This window comes from Sphaerochaeta sp., assembly GCF_050178175.1.
In the GTDB taxonomy this organism is placed as follows: Bacteria; Spirochaetota; Spirochaetia; order Sphaerochaetales; family Sphaerochaetaceae; genus Sphaerochaeta.
Map to the genome: position 1 here is coordinate 1 of NZ_JBFXGH010000027.1, position 24,766 is coordinate 24,766.

Genomic DNA, 24,766 nt, shown 5'->3' on the forward strand with positions numbered 1-24,766 from the left:
TTGCCTGAGAGTTATCACCCCGAGAGCGAGACTTCAGGATTATCAGACAAGGTAGAGAATTTCCTCTACGGAGGATGATACATAAAAAGCTGCTTCCTGGCAGATACCTGGAAACAGCTTTTCTGATTTGATGCTATCAACTACTCGATGATTGCAAGAATATCCTTCATGCTGAGAATCAGGTATTCGGTGCCATCGGCTTTTACAGAAGTTCCGGCATACTTGTCATGCATGATGCGATCCCCTTCCTTGACGTTCATCTTTACGTCCTCGGTCCCTTCGCCGACTGCCACGACCACTCCAATCTGGGTCTTTTCCTGTGCTGTCTGGGGAATGTAGAGACCGCTTGCGGTCTTCTCCTGCAGCTCTTCCATCTTTACCAATACTCTGTCTGCCAAAGGCTTAATGGTCATTGTATCTTCCTCCAACCAAAAATGAATATGAAAGTGTAATAGAGAGGGATGTACCCTCGCTGGAGATAATATAGCCAAAAGAAGAAGAAGCGGCAAGCTGATTCTTCTTTAGTGCGCAGATCTTTCTCACTGTGCAAAAGAGGCTTGCCGCTCGTAGGAAGTATTACTATATTCTGTGCGAAGCAAAAAGGAAGGAATCATGTATGGAGAACAGGCAAAAAGATAGTAACTATCCTTTGGTCCTCAAAGACAATCCTGCAGATTGGGGAACCCAACAGGTTTGGAGGCATTTCTATCGTCTGGCCTGTCTATTCGCCCGTTCACAGGATATGGATAGGAGTCTCAATTGTTTCATTGATGTGTTCCTGATCAGGGGAAATGAGATGCATAATCCAGACAAGGACTGGCTTGATTTTTTCAGGCGTCAGTTTGCCATCTATCTTTTTGGGAAAAAGAGAATATCCTGTTCCCTCAGTGAGGGTGACATGATCCATGATTTCCTGAAGATGGAATACGAGCAAATCAAGAAGGAACTCAGCGAAAGTGAGATCCCTTTCAAAGGCGAATGCCTTGCCTCGTGGTTTGCTTCACTCGAGCTTGATTTCCCTTGGTTGGTGAGTGAATCTGAGCCAAAATGGTCAGTTGGGTAACGATGGATAGCCATATTATTCTTGGTTCGAGTCAGAATGTCCCGGAAATCCTGGGATATTTTTTTTATGAGTCAAAATGACACTTTTTTCTGGAAATCTCTACGCAATGTAACCATTTTTCATTTATAACATCTGTAAAAGGATATGTAAGTGTATATAATAAAGACAATAAAAAATTATTATTATAAGTTGGCACGCTAGTTGCATTAATCTTTCCAACAACCAAACAGGAAGGTACATAATGAAAAGAAACCAAACGATGTTGAATGCAGTTGAAAAATCTTACGCGTATGATGACGCAAACATTTTGAGCATGTACCTCAAGGAAATCAACAAGATTCCCTTGCTTACTCCTGAAGAGGAATTAGAACTTGCAAAGCGGGCGCAGAAGGGCGAGGCGTTTGCACGAAAAAAAATGATTGAATCAAATCTCCGCTTTGTCGTCAATGTGGCAAAGAAATACCAGAACCAGGGATTGCCATTGGTTGATCTGATCAATGAGGGAAACATTGGCCTGATGACTGCACTTGAGAAATTTGATGTTGAGAGAGGGTATCATTTCATCAGCTATGCTGTATGGTGGATCCGTCAGGCAATCATGAAGGCAATCAATGAAAAGAGTAGGGCAGTTCGCCTTCCGCTCAACAGGACCAATGAGTTGTTGCAGATCCAGAAGGCCCAGAAGGCACTGATGAAGGACAATAACTCAGAGGACGTGAGTGCCGAGGAGATTGGGGCGCTTACCGGTTTCGATCCTGAGCATGTGGGTAACTTGCTTGCCATCAGCAGGGATATAGTGAGCCTCGATGCTCCCATCTTCAATGATGGCAGTGCAAGTAATATTGGTGATTTCATAGAGGATGAATCACAGATGAGTCCAGAAGACAGTTTGATTGGACACTCCTTGGAAGAGGACGTTCGTACACTGCTTTCCACTCTGAGTGACAAGGAGCGGGAAATTATTGAGTTGCGTTTTGGCCTTGAAGGAAAGAATCCCATGTCTCTCAAGGAGATCGGGGAACTGTACAACCTGACCAAGGAGAGAATCCGCCAGATCGAGAAGAAAGCAATCGAGAGATTGCGTAACCCCTCCCGTTCAAAGATGGTTGAGAGTTATATCGCATAACAGCACCAAAAGGGTGTATCTATATATATTGGAAAAACCGGGCACAGGCTGTCCGGTTTTTTCTCTCTTTAGCCCAATCAACCAATAGGCCAGGTATTGGATACGTGAGTTCGACAACAAAAAACGGGAGGTCGATCTACTCCATCTCTGCTTTCCTCTTGTCTCATCATCACATCTCTAGAGCTCCGGCCGACTGGATTTGCCGGTATACCCCATATTGAAGCTGATGGTAGCCGCACAACGCATGACCAATGGTGCCATTGTCTCGGGTCTCATCTCTGGGTGCAGTGCCAGTACCCAGGAAGTAGATACTGCAGCAATGACCTGTCCACGGTAGTCGTGGATAGGGGCAGCCACGCAGTTGATGGCCGGCTCCGCTTCCTGGTCATCAAGTGACCAGCCCCTTCTTCTGCATTCTCGAATGTCCTGGAGCAGGCTCTCTATATTGGTATGGGTGTTTGGTCCTTGGCGAGGAAAGGTTTCATTGGCAAGGAGTGTGCGAATTTCTTCGTCACTCAAACCCATCAGCAGGGATTTCCCGAGCGATGTGCAGTAGAGGGGTTTCCTCTGTCCCACGATAGCGTACTTACGAAGGCTGTTGATTTGTTCCTTGCTATCCACATAGACCATCTTGTCCTCCTGTCGAATGGCAAGAAAGACCACATTGCCTGTAGACACGGAAAGTTCATCCATGGCAGGGGAGCTCTCAGTCTTCAGTTCAAGGTTGTTGAGATAGTTGCTGCAAAGAGAAATGAACCCTGGGCCGAGACGATATCGACCGGTATCTTCTGATTTTCTCACATATTCGCGTTGGATGAGCACGCCGATGAGACGGTGTGCCGTGCTTTTGGGGAGCTTGAGCATCTCAGAGATTTGTATCAAGTTGCAGCCGTTTTGCTCGTTTCCCAACAACTCCAAGATATCAAAGGCTCGATCAAGTGATTGTACTTTCAGTTCTGATGGCACCTCTCATCCTCCTTGTTCTTGCAATATATTCCATTTATTTTCCCTTGACAAGAGAGGCAGGTGTCTTATAATGGAATAAGATTTCACAATGTGGGACAAAACTGGAAATGCTAAGAAATATATGGATATATTCATATATAGATTCGTAAATATGAAAAGTAGTTCCACAATATGGAATACAATTTTAGGAGGAAAGCATGAAAAAAATTGTATGTTTGGTGCTTTGCATGTTGCTCGTGACCTCTGCAGCCTTTACACAAGGACAACAAGAGGCAGCAGGGGAAAAGACGTTCACGCTGAAATTGGGACACGCTTCTACAACGGAATCGACAAGGCATAAGGCCCTGCTGGTAATGGAGGAGTATGTAGAGAAAGAGTCTGATGGTCGTTTGCAAATAGAGATTTATCCAGCAGGTACCCTTGGAAATGAATCTGACATGATTGAGGCGATGAAACTTGGTACCCAGGAGATGTTCGTTGGTGGTGTCTTTGCTTCGCAGACCCCGAAACTTGAGATTTTCCTGATGCCGTTCTTTTTCCCCACACAGGCAGACCTGATGAAGGTCTCCCGCAGTGATTTCGGTGCTGAAATCATGGCAACGGCAGAAGAGTATGGGATCAAGATGTTGGCAGTCGGTGACGGTGGTTCCCGCCAGATTACCAATAACGTTCGTCCTATCAGGACCCCTGCTGACATGAAGGGCTTGAAGATCAGGACCCCACCGATTGAATCCATCATCAAGAGTATGGAAGCTTTGGGAGCAAATCCTGTTTCCATTCCCTATGGCGATACCTATATGGCTCTCAAGACCGGTGTTGCAGACGGCCAGGAAAACCCCTTGGCAAATATCGGCGACATGAAGTTCTATGAGGTACAGAAGTACATGACCATGATCGATTATCAATTCCATCCTGAGCCGATTGATGTAAACCTCGATGTGTGGAACTCCCTCCCCAGTGATCTGCAGGAAGTCCTTCAGGCAGGTGCATGGATCTATACCGATGAGCAGAACAGGCTTCGCCGTGAGCTCAATGAGTATTACTATGACATGATTGTTGATGGTGGTGTGATTGTCTATTCACCTACTGATGCAGAGATCCAACAGTTCATCGATGCTTGTCAGCCGGTGTATTCCTATTTCGTGAATAAAGGCGTTTTTACCCAGGCTGAACTGGATGAGATGCGCAGGATTGTCAACGAAACATGATGTTACGGGCCCGTCTTCTTCGGGGGACGGGTGATTTCTGTCTAAAGGATAAGTGTGGTTTTGTATGAAAAAACTCATTCTGGGAATCGATCGGTTCCTTTCTGTGGTAGGTATTGCCCTAACCGCAATTCTTGCAACAGGAGTAATCATCTCGGTGATACTCCGCTATGTGTTTTCCATTGCCTTCGTCCAGTCTGAGGAGTTGTTGACGATGGTCTTTGTGGCCACTACGTTTTTCGGGGCTGCCCTCGGTCTCAGGGAATCTGAGCATATTGCAGTCTCCAATTTTGTCTCGGCAATGCCTGCAAAGCCCCGTAAGGTTTTTGCTGTCATTGGGCAGGTAGTGATTATCGTGGTCTCCCTGGTAATGATCTATTACAGTTACCGGATGATCATGAAGGTGGGGAAGGTCCCTTCTCCCGCAACAGGGATACCTCGTGGGTACTACTACGCGATGATCCCCATTTCGTTTCTCTTTACCATCTTCTATGCTGTGGTGAATATCCTAAAAGAGTTTATCGACATCCCTGAACCAGTGAAAGGGTACAAGGATGATTATGAATTGGGCCTGACAAATGCCGGAGGAGGCGAATAATGGAACTTTCATTGATGTTTTTTGCCTTGATTGTTCTCCTCGTCATTGGTGTGCCGATTGCATATGCCATTGGAGCTTCCGGGATCATCTATATGCTCATGAGCAACCCGACGTTTCTCTTGACTTTTCCCCAACGGGTATGGTCGGGAACTGAAAGTTTCATCATTGTTGCCATGCCGCTGTTCATGCTCACGGGAGAGTTGATGAACCACAGTGGGCTGACCAAGAGACTGATTGATTTCTCCATGCTTCTGGTGCGTCCGGTTCGTGGGGGACTGGGGGAAGTGAATGTTGTCGCATCGATGATATTCGGTGGTATCTCTGGTTCCTCTGTAGCCGATACCTCAGCCCTTGGTTCCATCCTGATCCCTGATATGGTGAAAAAAGGATATCCCAAGGGATTTGCAGCTGGTATCACGGTAGCTTCCTCGACCATTGGCATGATCATACCCCCTTCGGTACCCATGCTTATGTACGCCATGGTTAGTGGTGCATCGGTTGGAAAGCTGTTCCTCGCGGGGCTCATCCCAGGCATTTTGGTTGGTGCAACGCAGTTGATCATGACCTACTTGATCTCCAGGCGCAGGGGCTACCATCCTGAAAAGGAGAAGATAGAATGGAAGCATGCATTGAAGGTGACCAAAGATGGCTCACTTGCCCTTGTTATGCCTCTCTTGATCATCCTCAGCGTCTCTTTTGGTATTGCCACGGCTAGTGAATCAGCTGGTCTTGCTGTGCTCTATGCAACCATCCTTGGATTCTTTGTCTACAAGGAACTGAAGTGGTCTGAAGTGAAGAATGCATTGAAGAAGACCTTCATGATGTCATCCTCGATCATGATCATCGGGGGCTTTACCATGATCTTCACCTGGATTCTTGCTGTTGAACAGGTTCCTGCAGCCATCGGCGCCTTCCTGATGGATTCAAATATCCCAGCCTGGATGGTGTTCCTGTTCCTGGATATCATCATCCTTCTGCTTGGTACTTTCCTTGATGTTACTCCCTGTATTCTTCTCATCAGTCCGATACTGTTGCCTGTTATGCAGCAGTTTGGGATGAATGAATTGCAGTTTGGGGCTATCATCATTGTTGGTTTGGCAATTGGATTGGTGACCCCTCCAGTTGGGATGTGTTTGAATGTGGCGAGCAAAATATGTAGAATGGACATTGTGAGCGTATTCAGGTCCGCTGCCCCATTTATCATCTGCAATGTGATAGTATTGGTGGGGATAACATTTGTTCCCGCTTTGAGTTTGTGGTTGCCATCCATCATATAGATGGTGGTATAGATATTAAGAAAAAATTAATTGTAAGGAGTTACGATATGGATACAAGGTATTCGACTGGTAAAGAGGCATTCAAGCATATGACGACACAGGAGCTCAGGGATGAGTTCCTGGTGGACGGAATATTTCTTTCCGATGAGGTGAGTGGCGTTTACTCACACATCGACAGGATTGTCACGATGGGTGCAATGCCTGTGAAAGGGGAGCTGGACCTGGAGAAGAACATCGATCCTATGAAGGATTTTGGTGTCGAGTATTTCCTGCAGCGCCGCGAGATTGGTCTGATCAACATCGGTGGCGACGGATACGTGGTCGCAGATGGCAAACGCTATGATTTGGTGAGCCTTGATGGATTGTACCTGCCGATGGGAACAAAAAAGGTTACCCTTGGAAGCAATGATGGGGAAAAGCCTGCGAAGTTCTATATGAGCAGTACTCCTGCGCACCATGCCTTTGAAGCAAAGCATATCGTTTTTGCAGAAGCAAAGCATGTACCTGCTGGCACCAAGGCAGAGAGCAATGAACGGGTGATCAACCAGTATATTCACCCCGATGTGTTGGATACCTGCCAGCTTTCCATGGGGCTGACTCAATTGAAAGAGGGCAGTGTATGGAACACGATGCCTGTGCATACGCATGAGCGAAGAATGGAAGTGTACTTCTATTTTGACATAGATGCAGAGCAGACACTGTTCCACTTCTTCGGGGAACCGAGTGAGACAAGGCACATCATAGTGCACAACGAACAGGCTGTTATCAATCCGTCTTGGTCGATCCACAGCGGAGTCGGTACGAAAAACTATACGTTCATCTGGTCAATGTGTGGTGAGAACAGAACCTACACTGACATGGACCATGTGGCAACGAAGGATTTGAGGTAAATTATATGGGATATATTGAAAAGCAGTTCTCCCTTGAGGGGAAGGTGGCCTGGGTGACTGGGGCAAGTTACGGCATCGGGTTTGCCATTGCAAGTGCTTATGCATCTGCTGGTGCAAAGATTGCGTTCAACGATATCAACCAGGAGCTGGTGGACAAGGGCCTTGCTTCCTACAAGGAAGCAGGCATCGAAGCCAAGGGCTACGTGTGTGATGTCACCGATGAGAAAGCGGTAGCTGAGACAACGGAGAAGATAATCAAGGACCTTGGACCGGTTGATATACTGGTGAACAATGCAGGGATAATCCGCCGTGTCCCGATGCACGAGATGAGTGCAGAGGAATGGCGCAAGGTAATCGACATCGACCTGACTGCCCCCTTCATCGTGAGCAAGGCTGTCCTGCCCGGGATGATGGAGAGAAAGAGCGGTAAGATCATAAATATCTGCTCCATGATGAGTGAGCTGGGCAGAGAGACGGTTGCAGCGTATGCTGCTGCAAAGGGAGGACTGAAGATGTTGACGCGAAATATCTGCAGCGAGTACGGCAAGTACAACATCCAGTGCAACGGGATCGGACCTGGCTACATTGCAACCCCGCAGACAGCTCCTCTCAGGGAAAGGCAGGCCGACGGCAGCCGTCACCCATTCGACTCGTTCATTGTAGCAAAGACACCTGCAGAGCGTTGGGGGACAACTGAGGATCTCACCGGTCCTGCCTTGTTCCTTGCCTCCAGTGCAAGTGACTTTGTGAATGGGCATGTCCTGTATGTCGATGGTGGTATTCTTGCCTATATTGGCAAACAGCCCTAATTAGTTCATTCTTTTTGCTTTGCCCATATTCCCTTCGGGGGATGTGGGTGATTTTTTTTTGGGCTAAGGCTGGGATGCCATTCAATGATTGCTGATGTTTGTTGCAAAAATGATGTATTCAGTCAAATATTAATCATGAATTGCGTGAAAACGTATAAAATTATAGAAAGCTGATAGGAAGAAACAAAATTCGATTTGTCTTTGGTTTTGCTCAACACCGAATGCTAAGGCCAAATTGGAATAATGTTCCAAAAAGAATATTAACAAATATTTATCTAATAAGAAGTTGGAAGTACCCAAACTGCTTCTTATACGCTCTGGATTCATTGACAGTCAGGAGCTAAGCAGGTAGGATTTGCACGTCTAGTAATAGTGAAAATGAAGAGGAGTCTTGTATGGCAACAAAGAACACAAAGTATGTCTATTTTTTTGGCTCCGGTAAGGCAGAAGGAACTGCCCAGATGAAGGATTTACTCGGAGGAAAGGGTGCAAACCTTGCCGAGATGACCAGCATTGGGCTTCCTGTCCCACCGGGCTTTACAATCAGCACTGAGGCTTGCGCCTTTTATAGTGCCAATAATGGTACCTATCCTGAAGGGTTGAGGGAAGAAGTGCTGGAACATCTTGCCAGACTCGAGAAGACGATGGGTGCAAAGCTGGGTGACAATAATGATCCCTTGCTTGTCTCTGTAAGAAGTGGTGCTGCCCAGTCCATGCCCGGAATGATGGATACCATCCTCAACCTGGGCCTTACCCCCGATTCCGTCCAGGGGTTGATCAAGAAAACAAACAACGCGAGATTCGCCTGGGACAGTTATCGCCGTTTCATGCAGATGTTTGGAGACGTCGTCATGGGTGTTCCGCATCATGAATTTGAACGTGCATTGCAGGATGTGAAGGACGCTCGTGGTATTGAACTCGATACCGACCTTGACAGCAAGGATCTGCAGGAAGTTATTGCCCGTTACCAGAGATTGTACAAGCGCTTCACAGGGGAGGATTTCCCGACAGACCCCCTTGACCAGTTGTTCAAGGCCATCAATGCAGTATTCAAGTCCTGGAACAATGAGCGTGCAAAAAAGTATCGCCAGATGAACGACATTCGTGGTCTCTTGGGTACTGCTGTAAACATCCAGAGCATGGTATTCGGCAACATGGGTGAGACCAGTGGTACTGGTGTAGCCTTTACCCGTGACCCCTCAACTGGTGAGAACCAGTTCTATGGCGAGTATTTGATGAATGCACAGGGAGAGGATGTTGTCGCAGGTATTCGTACCCCGCAGTCTATCTCGACACTCAAAAAAGTCAATGAGAAGGTTTATGACCAGTTGGTTGAAATCAGAGGTATCCTGGAAAGACACTACAAGGATATGCAGGACCTTGAGTTCACCATCCAGGAAGGCAAGCTGTACATGTTGCAGACCAGAAATGGTAAGCGGACCATATTCAGCTGGTTGCGGACCCAGGTTGAGATGGTGGAGGAAGGCTTGATCGACAAGGATACAGCAGTAAGTCGTGTCCCCTCTGGTGAGTTCGGCAAGTTGTTTGCCCCGATTCTCGATGGCAAGTACATCAGGGACAACTCCCTGGAAGTTGTCACTCGTGGCCTGAATGCAAGCCCCGGTGGTGCGTGCGGCCAGATTTACTTCACTGCGGAGAAAGCAGAAGAGATGGCTGCAGAAGGGAAGGACGTCATCCTCGTGAGAACCGAGACCAGCCCGGAAGATATCGGTGGTATGGCGGTTGCAAAGGGAGTGGTCACTTCTCGTGGTGGCATGACAAGCCATGCAGCCGTAGTAGCCCGTGGCATGGGTTGCCCTTGTGTCAGTGGCGCTGGGGAGATTAAGATCAATGAACCCAAGCGTTTCCTGGAAGTAAACGGTACCAAGCTCAGTGAGGGAGATTTCATCTCCATCGATGGGTTTACCGGTGAAGTGTATGGAGCAAAGATTCCTGTCCGCGCTTCCGAGATCGTCCAGGTGCTCAATGGTGCCATGAAAGAGAGTGAGTCAATCCTGTACAAGGATTACAAGACCTTCATGGGATTCGTCCAGGAATTGAAGGAATTGGGTGTCTACACCAACGCCGATACACCGCATGATGCACAGATGGCTGTCGCTTTCGGTGCTGAAGGCATCGGCCTCTGCCGAACGGAACACATGTTCTTTGGTGGTGACAGGATCATGTCGATCAGAAAGATGATCCTTGCCAACAATATTGTGGAAAGGGAGAAAGCGCTCGCTGAATTGCTTCCCATGCAGAGGAGTGACTTTGAGGAGATCTTCCTTGCACTTGATGGCCGACCTGCTACCATCCGCCTGCTTGATCCCCCGTTGCATGAGTTCCTTCCCAATGACCATACCAGTAGGCATGAACTTGCCTTGCAGATGGGTATCACGGTAGAGGAAGTAGCACAGAAGTCTTCTGCCTTGCATGAGTTCAACCCGATGCTTGGCTTCCGTGGTTGTCGTCTTGCAATCATCTATCCTGAGATTCTGAGAATGCAGGTAAGGGCGATCATCGAGGCAGCAATCAACGTGAAGCGCAAGGGTGTGGAAGTACTGCCAGAGATCATGATCCCGTTGGTAGGCAACTACAAGGAGTTTGTGTTCACCAAGAAACATGCTCTCGAGGTAATCGAGCAGATCTTCGATGAACAGTCTTTCAAGGTGCACTACAAGATCGGTACCATGATTGAGGTTCCTCGCGCTGCCATCACCGCAGACGAGATCGCCAAGGAAGCAGAGTTCTTCAGCTTCGGTACCAATGACCTGACCCAGCTTACCTGTGGATTCAGTCGTGATGATGCGGCTTCTTTCCTTGGTGCATATGTAAATGATGCTGACAAGCAGTTCTATGAGTATGACCCGTTTGCCACCCTCGATGTGGATGGCGTGGGCAAGCTCGTGGAGATGGCCGTCAAGCTTGGTCGTTCTGTAAACCCTGCTATCAAGTTGGGTATCTGTGGTGAGCATGGGGGAGACCCAAAGACCATTGCCTTCTGTAACAAGATTGGCCTTGATTATGTCTCATGTTCTCCGTTCCGTGTTCCCATTGCCCGTCTTGCTGCAGCACAGGCTGTGATTGAGGCAAAGAAGAAGGCATAAATCTCTTGTTTGGAAGAAATATCCCGGGCTCAAAGCCCGGGATATTTCTTTCAAGGATAGGGTACGTGTTTCAGACAAGAAAAAGCGGTTCCCTTCGGAACCGCTTCTTGAGCCAAAAAAGGGAATTGAACCCTTGACCTGCTCATTACGAGTGAGCTGCTCTACCGCTGAGCTATTTTGGCAATAAACGTATGAAAACAGGAGCATTCTACCCGAAACAGGGAAGAAGGTAAAGACGGATTGTATATAAAATACCTACTCACCTTTACCTTGACCTTCCCCTCCAATGTCGAGTAGGCTTGCGGGTATAGAGGGATACGGTGAATAGAGAGAGACGGTTCAGACATGCTGTCGCCCAGGAGGTGGTTGTCTTGCTGAATACTGAAAAACAAGCAGTACGTACCAAAGTTGGGATAGGGTGGCAACCGGATGTCGCCCAATTTTTGTTGGACATGTTTCCTAATGCCTTGGAGTACGGTTTTGAACTCAAGGATATTGCGCCGTTGGTCAGTGAGAAAGTAATCAACTTCACAGCGGAGGACTATGCATTGCTTGATGATGATTATGACTTGGAGGATCTATGATCGTCCTTGGCATCGAGACATCATGTGATGAGTGCAGTGCTTCCCTCGTGGAGGATGGTCATACCATTCTCAGTAATATCATTGCAACCCAGATTGAACTCCATAAACCCTATGAGGGCGTTGTCCCTGAACTGGCCAGCCGGCTCCACACTGAATGGATTGGCCAGGTTGTTCTATCGGCCCTTGATAAGGCCCATCTCACCGTCAATGACATTGATGCAGTAGCTGTTACCAGCCGTCCTGGACTCTTGGGGTCCCTCCTTGTCGGGGTAAGCTTTGCCAAAGGCTTCGCTGCTTCCTTGGACCTTCCCTTTATCACCATTGATCATATCAGGGCGCACCTCTATGCATCCCAGATTGAACATCCCTTGGACTATCCATATCTTGGGGTACTGGTTTCAGGGGGGCATACGGTGATCTGCCGCGTTGATGACTACGATGCCATTGAGGTCCTGGGGACTACAATAGACGATGCAATCGGGGAAGCCTTCGACAAGGTCGCCAAGCATTACGGGTTTGGGTATCCTGGAGGCATTGCCATCGACCGTTTGGCAAGGACAGGCAATCCTGTTGCATTTCTGTTCCCCGGCCCAAAGCTCAATGTCATGGACCATCCGTATGATATCTCCTACAGTGGTCTGAAGACAGCCGTAATCAACCAACTGGACAGCTTCTGGGATGGAGAGAGTGAGAAGAGCCCTGAGAATATTGCAGCATCCTTCCAGCGGGCTGCTGTGAACATGCTGATGAAACGGGTACGTCAGGCATTGAAGGAAACAGGGCTTAGGCGATTGAGTGCTGGGGGCGGGGTTGCTGCAAACAGCTACCTGAGAAGTGAACTGCTCTCCCTGCAGGAAGGTGGCTATGAGGTTTCCTTTCCCTCACTGAAGCTGTGTACCGACAATGGTGCCATGATAGCGGCCCTTGCATATCGGTATCTCCAGGATGGAATAAGAAGTGATTTTTTCGAGGCACCAAGTGCCCGGGTTACGGCATTTAAGAAACAATACGCCAAGTGAGAGGTTCTATGGACACTAACTATGATCTGGACAGTGTAATCAGAAAGGTTCCCGATTTTCCGAAGCAGGGAGTTCTGTATTATGACATTACTGGGATTCTTGCAGTGCCGGAGGCTTTCCGTTACTGTATCGATCGCCTGGAGGAACTATGTAAGGGACGGAGGATTGACGCCATTGCAGCCGTTGAAGCTCGTGGATTCGTCTTTGCAGCCCCCTTGGCCGACCGACTCTCCCTTCCCTTGATTCTTGTCAGGAAGCCGGGAAAATTGCCGAACAAGACCATAAAAAAACGCTTTGATCTCGAATATGGCTCTGACATGGTATGTGTCCAGGAAGTGGATATTGAACAGGGTTCCCATGTTCTGTTCGTTGATGACCTTATTGCAACCGGGGGTACTCTGCTGGCTGCCGCTACCATATTCAAGGAACATGGGGCTCATGTTGAAGGGTTCTTGGGAGTGATTGGGTTGCCGTTCCTGAACTATGAAAAAGTCCTGGAAGGGCATCCTGTGGACGTTTTGCAGGAGTATCACGGAGAGTAGGAAGAAATTCCTGCATGTACTTGACAAAGCAAACACATTTCCGTATCCTACGACAGGATTTTGACATTGGGATGTAGTGTAATGGTAACACTGCAGATTCTGGTTCTGCCTTTGGGGGTTCGAATCCCTCCATCCCAGGCACCGGTTCCTTCGTCTAATGGTTAGGACAGGAGATTCTCAGTCTCTAAATAGGGGTTCGATTCCCCTAGGAACTATAGTTTATATGGAAGGGGCAGCCTTGCAGGTTGCTCTTTTTTTTCGGATACTATCAAAAGGAACCACAATCATGATTACAGTTGCAAACATCGGTCTCGCCTATGGGACTCAAGTACTCTTCAAGGAAGTCAATATAAAGTTCACCCCAGGTAACTGTTATGGGGTGATTGGAGCGAACGGGGCAGGCAAGTCCACCTTCTTGAAAATTCTCAGTGGGGAAATTGAGGCTGATAGTGGGGAGGTCATCATCTCCCCCGGTCAGCGTATGGCCGTTCTCAGGCAGGATCACTTCGCCTTCAATGAGTATTCCGTGCTTGAAACCGTCATCATGGGGTATGAGCAGTTGTACTCGATCATGAAGGAACGCGATGCCATCTACGCGAAGGAAGATTTCACCGAGGAAGATGGACTGAGGGCTGCTGAGCTCGAAGGTGACTTTGCTGACCTTGGTGGATGGGAAGCCGAAGCCCAGGCAGCACAGATGCTTGACGGGCTTGGCATCAACACCGAGATGCAGCAGAAGATGATGAATGAGGTCGAGGACAACATCAAGGTTCGTGTCCTGCTTGCACAGGCACTGTTCGGCAACCCGGACATTCTCTTGCTTGATGAGCCCACCAACCATCTTGACCTTGAATCCATCCACTGGCTTGAAGAGTTTCTCTCCAACTTTGACAACACTGTCATTGTGGTAAGCCACGACCGTCACTTCCTGAACACTGTATGCACCCATATTGCAGACATTGACTTCGGCAAGATCCAGCTGTATGTCGGTAACTACGATTTCTGGTATCTCTCAAGCCAGCTTGCTGCCAAGCAGATGAAGGACCAGAAAAAGCGCAGGGAAGAGAAGATTTCAGAGTTGAAGGAGTTCATCCAACGGTTCAGCAGCAACGTGGCAAAGGCAAAACAGGCAACGAGCCGCAAGAAACTGATTGATAAGCTCACCATTGACGATATCAAGCCGTCCAGCAGAAGATTCCCTTATGTGGCATTCAAGCCTGAACGAGAGGTGGGAAAGAAGATCCTCGAGGTCAAGGGCCTGAGCAAGACCATTGAAGGCGAGAAGATTCTGGACAACTTCTCCATGGTACTCAACGCAGATGACAAGGTTGCCTTCGTAGGGCCGAATCACTATGCAAAGACGATCCTCTTCGAGATTCTCAGTGGGAACATGGAACCGGATGAAGGGAGTTATGAATGGGGGGTGACCACCAGCCTCTCCTACTTCCCAAAGAACAACGCACACCTCTTCAACGAGCACGTCTCCATTACCGACTGGCTCAGGAACTACAGCAATGATAAGGACGATACCTACATTCGCTCGTTCCTTGGCAGGATGCTCTTCAGCGGGGACGAGGCACTGAAGGACTGTACGGTTCTCAGTGGCGGGGAGAAGGTCCGTGTCGTACTTGCACGTATGATGCTGGAGCAGGCCAATTGCATGATCCTGGACGAACCGACGAGCCATCTGGATTTGGAGGCCATCACCGCCCTCAATGATGGGTTGATTGAATTCAGTGGTGTCCTGCTCTTCAACAGCCATGACCATCAGTTTGTTGAATCGATTGCAAACCGCATCATAGAGTTCACACCGTCCGGTGTCATTGACAGGCTGATTGGATTCGAGGACTATTTCAGTGACGAATCGATCAAGGCATTGCGTGATGAGATGTACAGTGGTTCCCATCATGCCATGGCCTTATAGGGAGGTCTCATGCTGCTGGCTGTAGATATTGGAAATACAAATATCGTGATTGCTGTCCATGACGGACAGGAATGGATACACTCCTTCAGGATTTACAGCGACCAACGAAAGACCAGCGATGAGTATTTTGTTGTCTTGGAGAGCCTGATGAGCCATTCCCAGCTATTCAAGCATGATATAAACCGGGCTGTGATCAGCTCGGTTGTACCCAACCTGACCAGGTCAATGCAGAAAAACATCATCAGGCTGTTCGATGTGCAACCCCTGATGGTTGACCATACAGTGAATAGTGGTCTGAGAAAAGAGACCATCCCGGCTGAACTGGGAAGTGACTTGTTGGCAAACCTTGCCCAGGCACATTTTGCATGTCCTGATCATGCGGTGGTTGTGGTTGACTTTGGTACCGCACTCACCCTTGCTACGGTTGACTGTGATGGTTCCGTCCTTGGGGTTTCCATTGCCCCTGGTCTGGTTACTGCGGTGAACGCCCTCTTCGGGAATACCGCGCAACTTCCCCAGGTGGAACTGAAGATTCCTCCCTCTGTCTTGGGCCGGAACAGCCAGGACTCGATCAGGAGCGGTATCATGTATGGCTACGCGGGAATGGTGACAACCATGATCGAGCGGGTGGAGCAGGAGATAGGCAAGGAAGTCTTCGTCATAGCTACCGGTGGCCTGAGCAGGACCATCGCCCCGCTCATTGACCGGATCAACCAGATTGCTTCCATGCATACCCTCGACGGTCTGAAACTCATCCAGGAACTCAACTAGAAGGTAAACACCCCGTTTTCCATGATCACCACTTGCCGTCCATCACGAGTATGGGCGGTTATTTTCATGTCCGGGGAGCCGACCATGAAGTCTATGTGCATCAGGCTGGTATTGCAATGTGCTTGTTGCAGTTGTTCCTTGGTATCCAGGTTTGCCCCGTCCTTCAGTGCAGTGGGATAGCCTTCACCGAGCGCAAGATGGCAGGAGGCATTCTCATCAAGCAGGATTGAGTTGAAGACAAGATTGCTTTTTGCGATCGGGCTGGTCTCATCCACCAAGGCAACCTCCCCGAGCCTACGGGTCCCTTCATCTATGGCAAAGAACCTATCCAGTGCATCCTGGCCTTTCCTGGCCTGGTACTCAACCACCTTTCCCTCCTTGAACACAAAGCGGACCTCCTCGGTGGTGGTGTTCAGCACCTCGACAGGTTTGGTCGTGGTGATGTATCCCTCAGCCCTGAGGTTGTCAGGAGTGGTGAATATTTCCTCAGTGGGTAGGTTGGCAAAGAACTCCCTTCCATCGGGAAGTGTCTCACTTCCTCCTGTGAAGCGTGCTCGTTCTGTGAAGCCGATCCTCAGGTCACTCTTGCTGCTCTGGTAGTGCAGTGTGTCGATCCCAAGCCCGTTTAGGTATTCCTGGCGTTTCCTCAGCAGGGAGGCTTTCTCATTCCAGGCCTTGATAGGGTCATCTGTGTCAAGGAGCAGGATAGGGGTCAGGACCTTCATGAGGTCATCAGTGGTTGCATCCTCTCCCAGTACCTGCTTTGCCCAGAGGGGTCCGGGGGCTACACAGACACACCAGGGGAGCTGGTGACGCATCAGCTTCTTGGTTTTCGCTTCACTGAACTGTCTTTTGGCCTTCCCCAGTATCTGGTTCTTCGCTCCGTCAAGTGGCGCATGGTCGAGCCGTTCCTCGGTGCTGTCGATCCTGATATGGGACCATCCCTCACTGACAAACTCGTAGTCGAGTGTCTTGAGGAAATGCGGGTTGAATTTCAATGCATCTTCATCCTGATGCTTCAACCTCTCTGAGAGGACATCCAGGTCATCAAGCAGGACCTGTACATAGCTTGCCCCATGGCGATAAGCTGACTTGCTCAGTTCACGGGCAAAATAATAAGTGCCCGGTCCTGTGGTGATGACAACCGCTTTACCGCTCTGTAGGTTGATTCCCGCTTGGATGATCAGGTCCGCATATCTCTCAATTTCCTGTTTGTTCATACCAGTCCCTCCTCTGTGAATATTCCTTCTTCCATTACAGATGACTCACTCCCATCCTCGCTGTGCAGCGTTACCGAGAGATGGCTGTCCCCGATAGGTATCGCCACTCTCACCAGGGAGGAGCAAAGGGCACTGTCTTCTATATCCCCTTCATTCTGTTGAGTGGTCAGATTGTCCAGGGAGAATCCTCCCAGCACAATCGTGCTGGTCATTTCCCGTGCAAAGTGTGGATGGATCGATTTCCCCAGGTAGTGGCTTTCAACGGTGTCATGGTCGGCAAGTGAGATTTCACTGACTCTATTCGCATTCACATCAACAGAGAAGAGTGCAGTGAGTGCTTCTTCTCCACTCTGTGCTGCATACTCGCTGACCAATCCCTCTTCCACGGTAAACCGTGCCCCCTTTACTTCCTGTCCAAGGACATAGAAGGGCCTTGAGGAGGTGAAGGTTCCATTGGCACTTTTCCCATCCAAAGCAACATGAATTGCTTGCATCGGGAGGGAAGAGAAAAACGAGCGTTGGCTGGGCAGGGTTTGTCTTCCTCCTGCCCAAATGGTCTCCTTGGCCATGGTAGCCCCTAACTCCCAAAGGTCCCCAATCAGGCGGATTCTACACCGTCCGCGTTCATTCAGTTTCTGTTTCCTGTATGCTAGGAGGTTTCCCTGTTCTTCCCAGAAACGGAAGCCGTGCTCATCCTCAATGCGATAGAGTGTGGTGAAAAGTTTCCACATATCCTCTTCACTTGCCTGGGTCCCAAGCAAGTGCAACGCCCAGCGAGGACCGGGATAGGGAATATTCGCCCAGGGAACGGCGATCCTCCGGTCAAGGAAGAGGGGATCGGCGAGCAATCCATATTTGCCCAAGGTGGTAACCTCGTCCGCAGCTGTCTTGAGGTCGGTTGGCGTAAGGTATGGGTGCTCGTCCAGGTCGACAATGTGGCACATGACAGCTCCCTGTACCGGGGGGCGGAAGATATCCTTCTCTATTGGTTCGATGGGTATGGCATCCACCACCTTCCCATGGTTGGTATGTACGATGGTGACCGTCTGCCTGGTGGCAATTGCGGCCTTCTGGGCAAGCAGCCTGGCAAAAGTGAGCGTACTTGCCTCGCTGTTGATGGAGAGGCTGTCACCCTCGCGTAGTTTCAATTGCACCTCGATGACAAGACGTGCATATTGTGTAAGCAATGTTTCCATGAATCCTCCGTTCACGCCTTCCAATATACCAAAAAACTGCAGGGGAACATACCCTCGGGGAGCAGAAGGTTCTCCGACTCCTGAAAACGTAATAGGTAGAACAAAATTGATATAATTATCGTATATTTAACATATTTCTCATGATTCAACGTGGACAGGGATTCAATGAGGCCCGTATACTGGCTTTGTAGGGAAGTGAAACTACATGGAGCAAAGCGATGGGTTCAAAAAAAGAATATGTGAATCGCGAACTGAGATGGCTGAGTTTCAATGAACGGGTGTTGATGAGTGCCGAGAATCCGAATATTCCCCTGATGGAACGCATGAAGTTCATTGGAATATTCTCATCGAACCTGGATGAGTTCTACGCAGTACGGGTTGGATCAATTCACCGTGCTCTCCTCGACCCCGAGCACTACAAGCTCAAGGAGAGCGGGAATCCCAAGACCTTGATCAAACAGATTCTCAAGGAAGTAAAGCGGCTCAATGACCGGATGGATCGGGTGGTTGAGCAACTCTTCAGGACTCTGAGGACTCATCACATATCCATCGTGGATGAATCATCACTAACCGATGAACAGGAACGCTACCTGCAAGACTTTTTCCGCCAGACACTCCGCAACCGCCTGTTCCCGATTCTCCTTGATCCAAAACTGCCATTTCCGTATCTCAAGCATGTAACCCTCTACCTAGCGGTCCATATGTACCACAAGGGTGACCCGAAGGATTTCCGCTACGCACTGATCGAGGTTCCCAGTGATCTGATCCCGCGGTATGTGAAGCTTCCTTCCCGGGGCGGTTGGCATCACTTCATTGCGCTCGAGGATGTAATCAGATTCAAGTTGGCAGACATCTTCAAGGCATTCAGTTATGACTGCTATGATGCCTACACCATCAAGATCACCCGGGACGGTGAGTATGACCTGACTGATGAGATCACGAGAAGTCTCTATGAGAAACTCTCATCCTCCATCAAGCAACGCAGCCAGGGGGACCCGGTCAGGTTTGTCTATGACCGTGAGTTGCCCGATCCGATGCTTGAATACATCATGGAACATGCACAGCTGAAACAGTGTCGGATCATCATACCGGGTGGCAGATATCACAATGCAAGGGACCTGTTGCATTTTCCCAAGGTAGGCAATGAACAGTTGTATTTCGAGGAACAGCCTCCCTTGCCTCACCATACATTGAGGGAGGAGAGGAGCCTGCTTGACCAGATTGATGAGCGCGATCACCTGGTGACACTTCCGTACCACAGCTATGACTGCATCATTGACCTGTTGCGTGAGGCTGCTTTGGACAGGACGGTCCAGGGGATCAAGATGACCCTTTACCGCGTACCGGAAAACTCCAATGTAATCAATGCGTTGAGAAATGCTGCACGGAATGGGAAGGAGATCGTGCTGTACCTGGAGCTCCAGGCACGCTTTGATGAGGAGATCAACATGCAGTGGACCGAAACCCTCACCCGTGAACGCCACATCACCCTGATCAGTGGGGTTGAGGGGATGAAGGTACACAGCAAACTTGGGCTCATAACCCGTTACAATGGCAAGAAACAGAAGAAGATAGCCATTATCGGTACAGGGAATTTCAACGAGGTGACGGCAAGTCAGTACAGTGACCACATCCTGCTTACCTCCAATCCCAATCTTACCCAGGAGATCGACCTGCTCTTTGCACTCCTGGACCGTGGGTTTGCCGATATCAGGTTCAAGCACCTGATTGTCTCCCCCTTCCATACCCGTAAGCGTTTCATCTCATTGATCAAGAAGGAGATGGAGGAAGCGAAGGAGGGAAGGCCTGCAGAGATCACCCTCAAGTTGAACAACCTGGTTGATGAGGGAATGATCAAGCATTTGATCAAGGCGGAGAGAAGTGGTGTCTCCATTACCTTGATGATCAGGGGAATCTGTTCAATGGCCCTTTTGCCTGAGCAAACCAATGTGCGGGGGAAGGCCCTGATAGACCGCTATCTTGAGCATACCAGGGTGGTGAAGTTCCACAATAAGGGAGAGCCGCTCTATTTCATTGGGTCTGCCGACTGGATGGAACGAAATCTTGATACGCGTATCGAGGTCATGGTTCCTATCTTCGATGATAGGATCAAGGAAGAGTTGGAGTTGTTCCTGCAGGCGCATTGGAACGATACGGCCTCTTCCTTCAGCCTCCATGAAGAAAATTTCAATCAACGTCTCCAGAAAGGTGAACCGAATGAGAAACGGGCGCAACAGGATCTGTATCGCTGGTATCAGCAACAGTTGGAGGAAAACCTATGAACAATGACGGCCCATACTACCTGTTATTCGAAACCCAGTCTGCTCCTGAGACATGGGAGCAACTATTTACTCCCTACCGAATTCTCTGGAAGGAGGCCTCCATCCCGCTTGAGGGTACTTTGCTTCTGGATGAACAGCCTGTAGGGGAAGTGAGATATTTCCCGGAGGAATTACGCCTTGAGCTCTTCCCTCTTCCAGGTACCCAAGAGCAAATGGAGGGTTTGCTCACAGTGCCGGCTTTCAGGGATATGTGCAACAGTCCCATCATCGGTTGGTGTGAGAAGCAGGTAGCCATTTTCTCTGAACATGCTTCTGATCTGGAGGATATAAAATCCTTGCATGCATTCAGGACTGCACTGTGCAATCTCCGTCTCATGGTCCCGCTCATTGGCGCTGGACTCTCCAAGGAGAAGCGGAAGGAGATCAAACGGTTACTGAAGAGACTGGTCAAATATGCAGGGAGAGTCCGTGATGACCATGTTCTTATCCAGCTGTTGGAGGAAAAAGGACTAGAGGATGAGAAGAAGCATCTGAAGTTGGGAAAGCACCTTTCAGCTTTGAAGGAAGCGCTGCCGTCTTCCTTTGCTTCTGACATTCGCCAGCTACTGGAGGAGAACCGATTTGCCTTATCGGGTTATCACCCGAAGGTTATGGTGGCGAAGGCCCACAGGCGTTTGGTGAAGGCAGTGCACAAGGTGCACTCAGCGAGGGATGTGCAGGCAATGCACAAGGTGCGTAGACGGGTGCGCTCTCTGCTCGCTGTGAGTGAGATTGCATCCATCAAGCAGGATAAGAGACTGTATGAGCTTGAGAAAATTCTTGGCAAGTGGCACGACCTGATCCTTTTGCAGGACTTATTGCTAAAACAGAAGAACCCCCCAATTGAAACCTTGCGGGTCCTGGTTGACCTGGAGAAGGAAGTGCAGCTCCTGGTAGGTGAGTATCGACATTTGAGTAGTGATTACTGGGAGGAGATGACATGACAACACTGGCCGTGTACAGCATCAAGGGAGGAGTAGGAAAGAGCACGATCAGTGTGAATCTGGCCGTGCTCTCTGCGATGGCTGGACAGCGGACATTGTTGCTCGATCTTGATCCCTTGGGGTCAAGCAGTTACTTGCTGGATGTAAAGCCGAGGAAAAGCCATGATGCAACTGCGTTGGTGAAGGGCGGCAAGCAATTGACGAAGCAAATCCAGGCCACCAGTTTCTCTTCCCTGGATGTGCTTCCTTCCTCAACAGCCTATCGTTATCTTTCCATTCTCTTTGATGCAAAGAAGCACTCCCATCACCGGCTGGAAAAACGGATGGAAGAGTTGAGTGCAACCTATGATCTGATTATCATTGATGCCTCCCCGACTATGAGTTTGGTCAGTGAAAATGTCCTGTATGCCTCGGATATGCTTTTGGTACCGGTCGTACCCACTCCTTTTGCAGTCCTCGCCTATGACCAATTACTGGGTGAGTTGGAACGTTTGGAGCAGAAGGATACACGGGTGCATATGGTAGTCTCCATGCTCGACAGAAGAAAGAAACTGCAAGTAGTGACTGCCCGGGAGTTGTTGTTGAGAAAAGAGGCACTGCAAACAGTGATTCCTTTCGCGAGTGAGATAGAGAAAATGGGTGAGATACAGGAACCGGTAGTGACAAGTAATCCCAAAGGGAAAGGTGCCCTAGCCTTTTGTGGTTTGTATGAGGAGCTGGCACCGTTTCTGATGGAACGTTCACCGAGTGGGCGTGCTGAGAAAAAGGAGTTAAATCGATGAGTAAGTTGATCGGGATCCTGACCTCTGGAGGGGATACTCCTGGATTGAATTCAGCCATCCGCGCGGTGGGAAAGACTTTATTGCATGATGGTGGTTATACCTTGATCGGATTTCTTGATGGGTACCGTGGTCTGATGGAGAATCGGTTTGTTGAGCTCAATGATGCATACCTCTCGGGTATCATCACACGGGGTGGCACCATTCTGGGATCCAGCCGCGATAAACCGCATAAGATGCCGGTAGGTGGGAAGATCATGGACATGACCGATGTCATTGTCGAGAACTACCATTCCAATCATCTCAGTGGTCTTGTGTGCCTTGGGGGTGGGGGAACGCAGAAGAACTCCTACCGCTTGGCCAGCGCAGGATTGAATGTCCTGACGCTTCCCAAGACCATCGACAATGATGTGATGCATACGGATGTTTCCTTCGGGTATGATACAGCAATGATGATTGCAACCGAGGCAGTCGACCGGTTGCATAGTACCGCGAGCAGCCACCATAGGATCATCATCCTGGAGACCATGGGCCACAAGGTGGGTTGGCTTGCACTCGGAGCCGGTCTTGCCGGTGGTGCTGACGTCATTCTGCTTCCTGAGATTCCCTATGATGAACAGGTGGTTGCTGATGCAATCCTCAGACGAACCAGAGAAGGAAAGAAGTTCAGTATTGTGGTGGTTGCCGAGGGAGCCATGTCCAAGAGTATGGCAAAGGTACTTGAAGAGGAGGATGGCAAGGAGAAGGTCGAGGAGATGCTCAAGACCCGTACTCCAGAGCTGGCTGCCAACCTGGAGCGTCTCACCGGAAGGGAAGCCAGGGTAACCATTCTCGGCTATGTACAGCGTGGTGGCACTCCTACTCCCTATGACCGATTGCTTTCAACCTCACTGGGCAGTCGATGTGCCCAGGAGATCATGAAGGACAAGTGGGGAAATATGATGGCAGTCCAGGACAACAAGATTGTGACAGTTCCCCTGGAGAAAGTAGCAGGTCCTGTCAAATATATTCCCAAGGACCACTATCTGATCACCTGTGCGAAGGATATCGGTGTGTGCCTGGGTTCCTGAGGGCCAAAAGAGACTGCACGGCTCATGGACAAAGACGAGACTCTGCAAGGTTGTCTCCTGGTAATCTGAGAGTCGGTTGTCCAGGTTATGAATCGATGTTGCTCTCAGGAAAAAAAGGGCATAGTATTATTAATCTCCCATATGAATACCTTCTATGGGCGATTATCCCCAAGCTGAAGGCAACCAGCGATAAGCGAACACTATCCAGGTACTTCAATACAAACTTGGATCAGCTATGACGATACGAAAGGAAGATCTGGCTGCAGGGTAGTTCTGGATGGTGCATCCTTTCTTTCGCGTATAACGTCATTTTCGGTGATCTTGCTGCAGAGCAGGGGAGAAAATGCATCATAGTTTTGTCGGTTGTGGAGAAGTGCTTCGTTGCTGAAAGAGGCATAGCAGTATTTGCATCCATGCATGCAGGTGTTGTACAAGCCTATATCCACACTTGGCACACAACCGCAATTTACTCTTTGGTTGGTATCTTTCCTAAGGTGAAGAGGTTTTCCAGAGATTCGAGAAATCAGGGCATCATCAATGCATTTCCCATGGCTGATACCATAGGTCGATAGGTCCATGGCTTCAGCACAGGTCTCGAGGGTAATGCCATTCTCTCTAGCAATGGCAGAAAACGCTCTTGCAATTGTGTGCATTTCATTGAAATCCGGTTCTCGGTATCCCAGAGATCTCATCGCATTAAACGTTCTTTTGGGAAAATCGATGAAACTGATAACGCAAAGCTGGGTTGCATCCTTCAGTTTTTCTGCAAGGGCGGCAAAATGCTGAATATGAAATGACACCGTATACTTGTCAGTGAGAAGGATTGGGTCATATCTCCAAATCATACGTTCTTTGCTGGTTTTCTCAGAGAGCTGCATGAAAGTATCAACCAACGATCCGTGTTTGATTGCCAGTCCAGGTTCTACATCAGCTTCATAGGCATTGAGCGTAAAGTGGAAATAGTAATGATACGCTTCCAGCTCTTGCAGTCTCACCATGAGTGGGGCAGGGTTCTTTGTCCAGAAGACAATGCAATCAATGAGTTCAGGAGACAAATCTATCCTACCGACCTGTCTTGGATTGATGGGATTTCTGGAAAGGACATACCGTTCCTTGATTCTGTTCAGGAACCATTCTGCATAGAAAGCTGGGATATCGGTTCTTCTGCTTGCACTGAGTATCATACTTCGTCTACCGTACTCTCACTTGAGGGATAACGCAAGAATTTACTCTTTTTGCAGCATCCAGGACAGGGTTGGAACGCCAGCAGTCTATGCCCTCGAGCAGCATGGAAAGCTCATTCTCCGATATGTTGAGCACCTCAAGTTCGGAGTTCGGCCACGCGAAGGTCATGC

Annotated in this window: 22 protein-coding genes and 3 tRNA genes; 19 read left to right on the forward strand and 6 right to left on the reverse strand. The window is 49.1% G+C overall.

All coding sequences use genetic code 11. From position 1 onward, the window contains the following. Positions 1 to 140: 140 nt before the first annotated feature. Entirely contained in the window at positions 141 to 413 is a 273-nt protein-coding gene (locus AB7S66_RS04880) for a co-chaperone GroES (protein WP_428518340.1), read from the reverse strand. A 203-nt stretch (positions 414 to 616) separates the two neighbouring features. On the opposite strand from AB7S66_RS04880, the gene AB7S66_RS04885 reads away from it, so the two are divergent. Further along, the gene (locus AB7S66_RS04885) at positions 617 to 1,063 is read left to right on the forward strand and encodes a hypothetical protein (RefSeq protein ID WP_428518341.1); all 447 of its coding nucleotides are present in this window, start codon (positions 617 to 619) and stop codon (positions 1,061 to 1,063) included. 241 nt (positions 1,064 to 1,304) lie between these two features. Beyond that, positions 1,305 to 2,189 carry a sigma-70 family RNA polymerase sigma factor gene (locus AB7S66_RS04890; RefSeq protein WP_428518342.1) on the forward strand — a complete coding sequence of 295 codons (885 nt, stop codon included), beginning with the start codon at positions 1,305 to 1,307 and terminating at the stop codon, positions 2,187 to 2,189. A gap of 177 nt (positions 2,190 to 2,366) precedes the next feature. Here AB7S66_RS04890 and AB7S66_RS04895 read toward each other — a convergent pair whose 3' ends face one another. Next, positions 2,367 to 3,155: an IclR family transcriptional regulator gene (locus AB7S66_RS04895; RefSeq protein ID WP_428518343.1), complete on the reverse strand. Its 789-nt coding sequence runs from the start codon at positions 3,153 to 3,155 to the stop codon at positions 2,367 to 2,369. Positions 3,156 to 3,352: 197 nt separating this feature from the next. Between AB7S66_RS04895 and AB7S66_RS04900 the strand changes: the two genes are divergently transcribed. From AB7S66_RS04900 to ppdK, 6 genes are all read left to right on the forward strand, one after another. After that, complete coding sequence (locus tag AB7S66_RS04900) at positions 3,353 to 4,363, forward strand: TRAP transporter substrate-binding protein (protein WP_428518344.1); 1,011 nt, start codon at positions 3,353 to 3,355, stop codon at positions 4,361 to 4,363. A gap of 64 nt (positions 4,364 to 4,427) precedes the next feature. Then, entirely contained in the window at positions 4,428 to 4,958 is a 531-nt protein-coding gene (locus AB7S66_RS04905) for a TRAP transporter small permease (protein ID WP_428518345.1), read from the forward strand. Next, a complete protein-coding gene (locus tag AB7S66_RS04910; protein ID WP_428518346.1) occupies positions 4,958 to 6,235 on the forward strand; it encodes a TRAP transporter large permease in 1,278 nt (425 codons plus the stop codon). The genes AB7S66_RS04905 and AB7S66_RS04910 overlap by 1 nt, the downstream gene beginning before the upstream one ends. A gap of 47 nt (positions 6,236 to 6,282) precedes the next feature. Further along, entirely contained in the window at positions 6,283 to 7,125 is an 843-nt protein-coding gene (kduI, locus tag AB7S66_RS04915; RefSeq protein WP_428518347.1) for a 5-dehydro-4-deoxy-D-glucuronate isomerase, read from the forward strand. 5 nt (positions 7,126 to 7,130) lie between these two features. Next, positions 7,131 to 7,934: a gluconate 5-dehydrogenase gene (locus AB7S66_RS04920; protein ID WP_428518348.1), complete on the forward strand. Its 804-nt coding sequence runs from the start codon at positions 7,131 to 7,133 to the stop codon at positions 7,932 to 7,934. Between the two features lie 395 nt (positions 7,935 to 8,329). Beyond that, on the forward strand, positions 8,330 to 11,041 hold the full coding sequence (ppdK, locus tag AB7S66_RS04925; RefSeq protein ID WP_428518349.1) for a pyruvate, phosphate dikinase: 2,712 nt from the start codon (positions 8,330 to 8,332) through the stop codon (positions 11,039 to 11,041). Between the two features lie 110 nt (positions 11,042 to 11,151). On the opposite strand, the gene AB7S66_RS04930 is transcribed toward ppdK, so the two are convergent. After that, positions 11,152 to 11,223: transfer RNA gene (locus AB7S66_RS04930), tRNA-Thr, on the reverse strand. Positions 11,224 to 11,361: 138 nt separating this feature from the next. Here AB7S66_RS04930 and AB7S66_RS04935 point away from each other — a divergent pair. From AB7S66_RS04935 to AB7S66_RS04965, 7 genes are all read left to right on the forward strand, one after another. Next, on the forward strand, positions 11,362 to 11,625 hold the full coding sequence (locus AB7S66_RS04935) for a hypothetical protein (RefSeq protein WP_428518350.1): 264 nt from the start codon (positions 11,362 to 11,364) through the stop codon (positions 11,623 to 11,625). Beyond that, positions 11,622 to 12,644 carry a tRNA (adenosine(37)-N6)-threonylcarbamoyltransferase complex transferase subunit TsaD gene (gene tsaD / locus AB7S66_RS04940; RefSeq protein ID WP_428518351.1) on the forward strand — a complete coding sequence of 341 codons (1,023 nt, stop codon included), beginning with the start codon at positions 11,622 to 11,624 and terminating at the stop codon, positions 12,642 to 12,644. The genes AB7S66_RS04935 and tsaD overlap by 4 nt, the downstream gene beginning before the upstream one ends. Positions 12,645 to 12,652: 8 nt before the next feature. After that, entirely contained in the window at positions 12,653 to 13,186 is a 534-nt protein-coding gene (locus AB7S66_RS04945; RefSeq protein ID WP_428518352.1) for an adenine phosphoribosyltransferase, read from the forward strand. A 67-nt stretch (positions 13,187 to 13,253) separates the two neighbouring features. Further along, positions 13,254 to 13,324: transfer RNA gene (locus tag AB7S66_RS04950), tRNA-Gln, on the forward strand. 5 nt (positions 13,325 to 13,329) lie between these two features. Then, positions 13,330 to 13,401 (forward strand) — tRNA-Glu (locus AB7S66_RS04955). A 71-nt stretch (positions 13,402 to 13,472) separates the two neighbouring features. After that, the gene (locus tag AB7S66_RS04960) at positions 13,473 to 15,110 is read left to right on the forward strand and encodes an ABC-F family ATP-binding cassette domain-containing protein (RefSeq protein WP_428518353.1); all 1,638 of its coding nucleotides are present in this window, start codon (positions 13,473 to 13,475) and stop codon (positions 15,108 to 15,110) included. A 9-nt stretch (positions 15,111 to 15,119) separates the two neighbouring features. Further along, on the forward strand, positions 15,120 to 15,881 hold the full coding sequence (locus tag AB7S66_RS04965) for a type III pantothenate kinase (RefSeq protein WP_428518354.1): 762 nt from the start codon (positions 15,120 to 15,122) through the stop codon (positions 15,879 to 15,881). Here the strand turns inward: AB7S66_RS04965 and AB7S66_RS04970 are convergent. Both AB7S66_RS04970 and AB7S66_RS04975 read right to left on the reverse strand, forming a co-directional pair. Next, positions 15,878 to 17,101 (reverse strand): aminopeptidase, encoded by a 1,224-nt coding sequence (locus AB7S66_RS04970; RefSeq protein ID WP_428518355.1) that lies wholly within the window; start codon positions 17,099 to 17,101, stop codon positions 15,878 to 15,880. The genes AB7S66_RS04965 and AB7S66_RS04970 overlap by 4 nt on opposite strands. Further along, on the reverse strand, positions 17,098 to 18,297 hold the full coding sequence (locus AB7S66_RS04975) for an aminopeptidase (protein WP_428518356.1): 1,200 nt from the start codon (positions 18,295 to 18,297) through the stop codon (positions 17,098 to 17,100). The genes AB7S66_RS04970 and AB7S66_RS04975 overlap by 4 nt, the downstream gene beginning before the upstream one ends. A 218-nt stretch (positions 18,298 to 18,515) precedes the next feature. On the opposite strand from AB7S66_RS04975, the gene ppk1 reads away from it, so the two are divergent. The 4 genes from ppk1 to AB7S66_RS04995 are packed head-to-tail and all read left to right on the forward strand — an operon-like array spanning position 18,516 to position 23,411. Continuing rightward, positions 18,516 to 20,579, forward strand: coding sequence for a polyphosphate kinase 1 (gene ppk1 / locus AB7S66_RS04980; RefSeq protein ID WP_428518357.1), 2,064 nt, complete (start codon positions 18,516 to 18,518; stop codon positions 20,577 to 20,579). After that, positions 20,576 to 21,562 carry a CHAD domain-containing protein gene (locus AB7S66_RS04985; RefSeq protein ID WP_428518358.1) on the forward strand — a complete coding sequence of 329 codons (987 nt, stop codon included), beginning with the start codon at positions 20,576 to 20,578 and terminating at the stop codon, positions 21,560 to 21,562. Before ppk1 ends, AB7S66_RS04985 begins: the two co-directional genes overlap by 4 nt. After that, positions 21,559 to 22,344, forward strand: a complete 786-nt coding sequence (locus tag AB7S66_RS04990; protein WP_428518359.1) for a ParA family protein — start codon at positions 21,559 to 21,561, stop codon at positions 22,342 to 22,344. The genes AB7S66_RS04985 and AB7S66_RS04990 overlap by 4 nt, the downstream gene beginning before the upstream one ends. Then, the gene (locus tag AB7S66_RS04995; RefSeq protein WP_428518360.1) at positions 22,341 to 23,411 is read left to right on the forward strand and encodes a 6-phosphofructokinase; all 1,071 of its coding nucleotides are present in this window, start codon (positions 22,341 to 22,343) and stop codon (positions 23,409 to 23,411) included. Before AB7S66_RS04990 ends, AB7S66_RS04995 begins: the two co-directional genes overlap by 4 nt. A gap of 233 nt (positions 23,412 to 23,644) precedes the next feature. Here AB7S66_RS04995 and AB7S66_RS05000 read toward each other — a convergent pair whose 3' ends face one another. Then, positions 23,645 to 24,595, reverse strand: coding sequence for a DUF1848 domain-containing protein (locus AB7S66_RS05000; protein ID WP_428518361.1), 951 nt, complete (start codon positions 24,593 to 24,595; stop codon positions 23,645 to 23,647). Positions 24,596 to 24,766 lie beyond the last annotated feature (171 nt).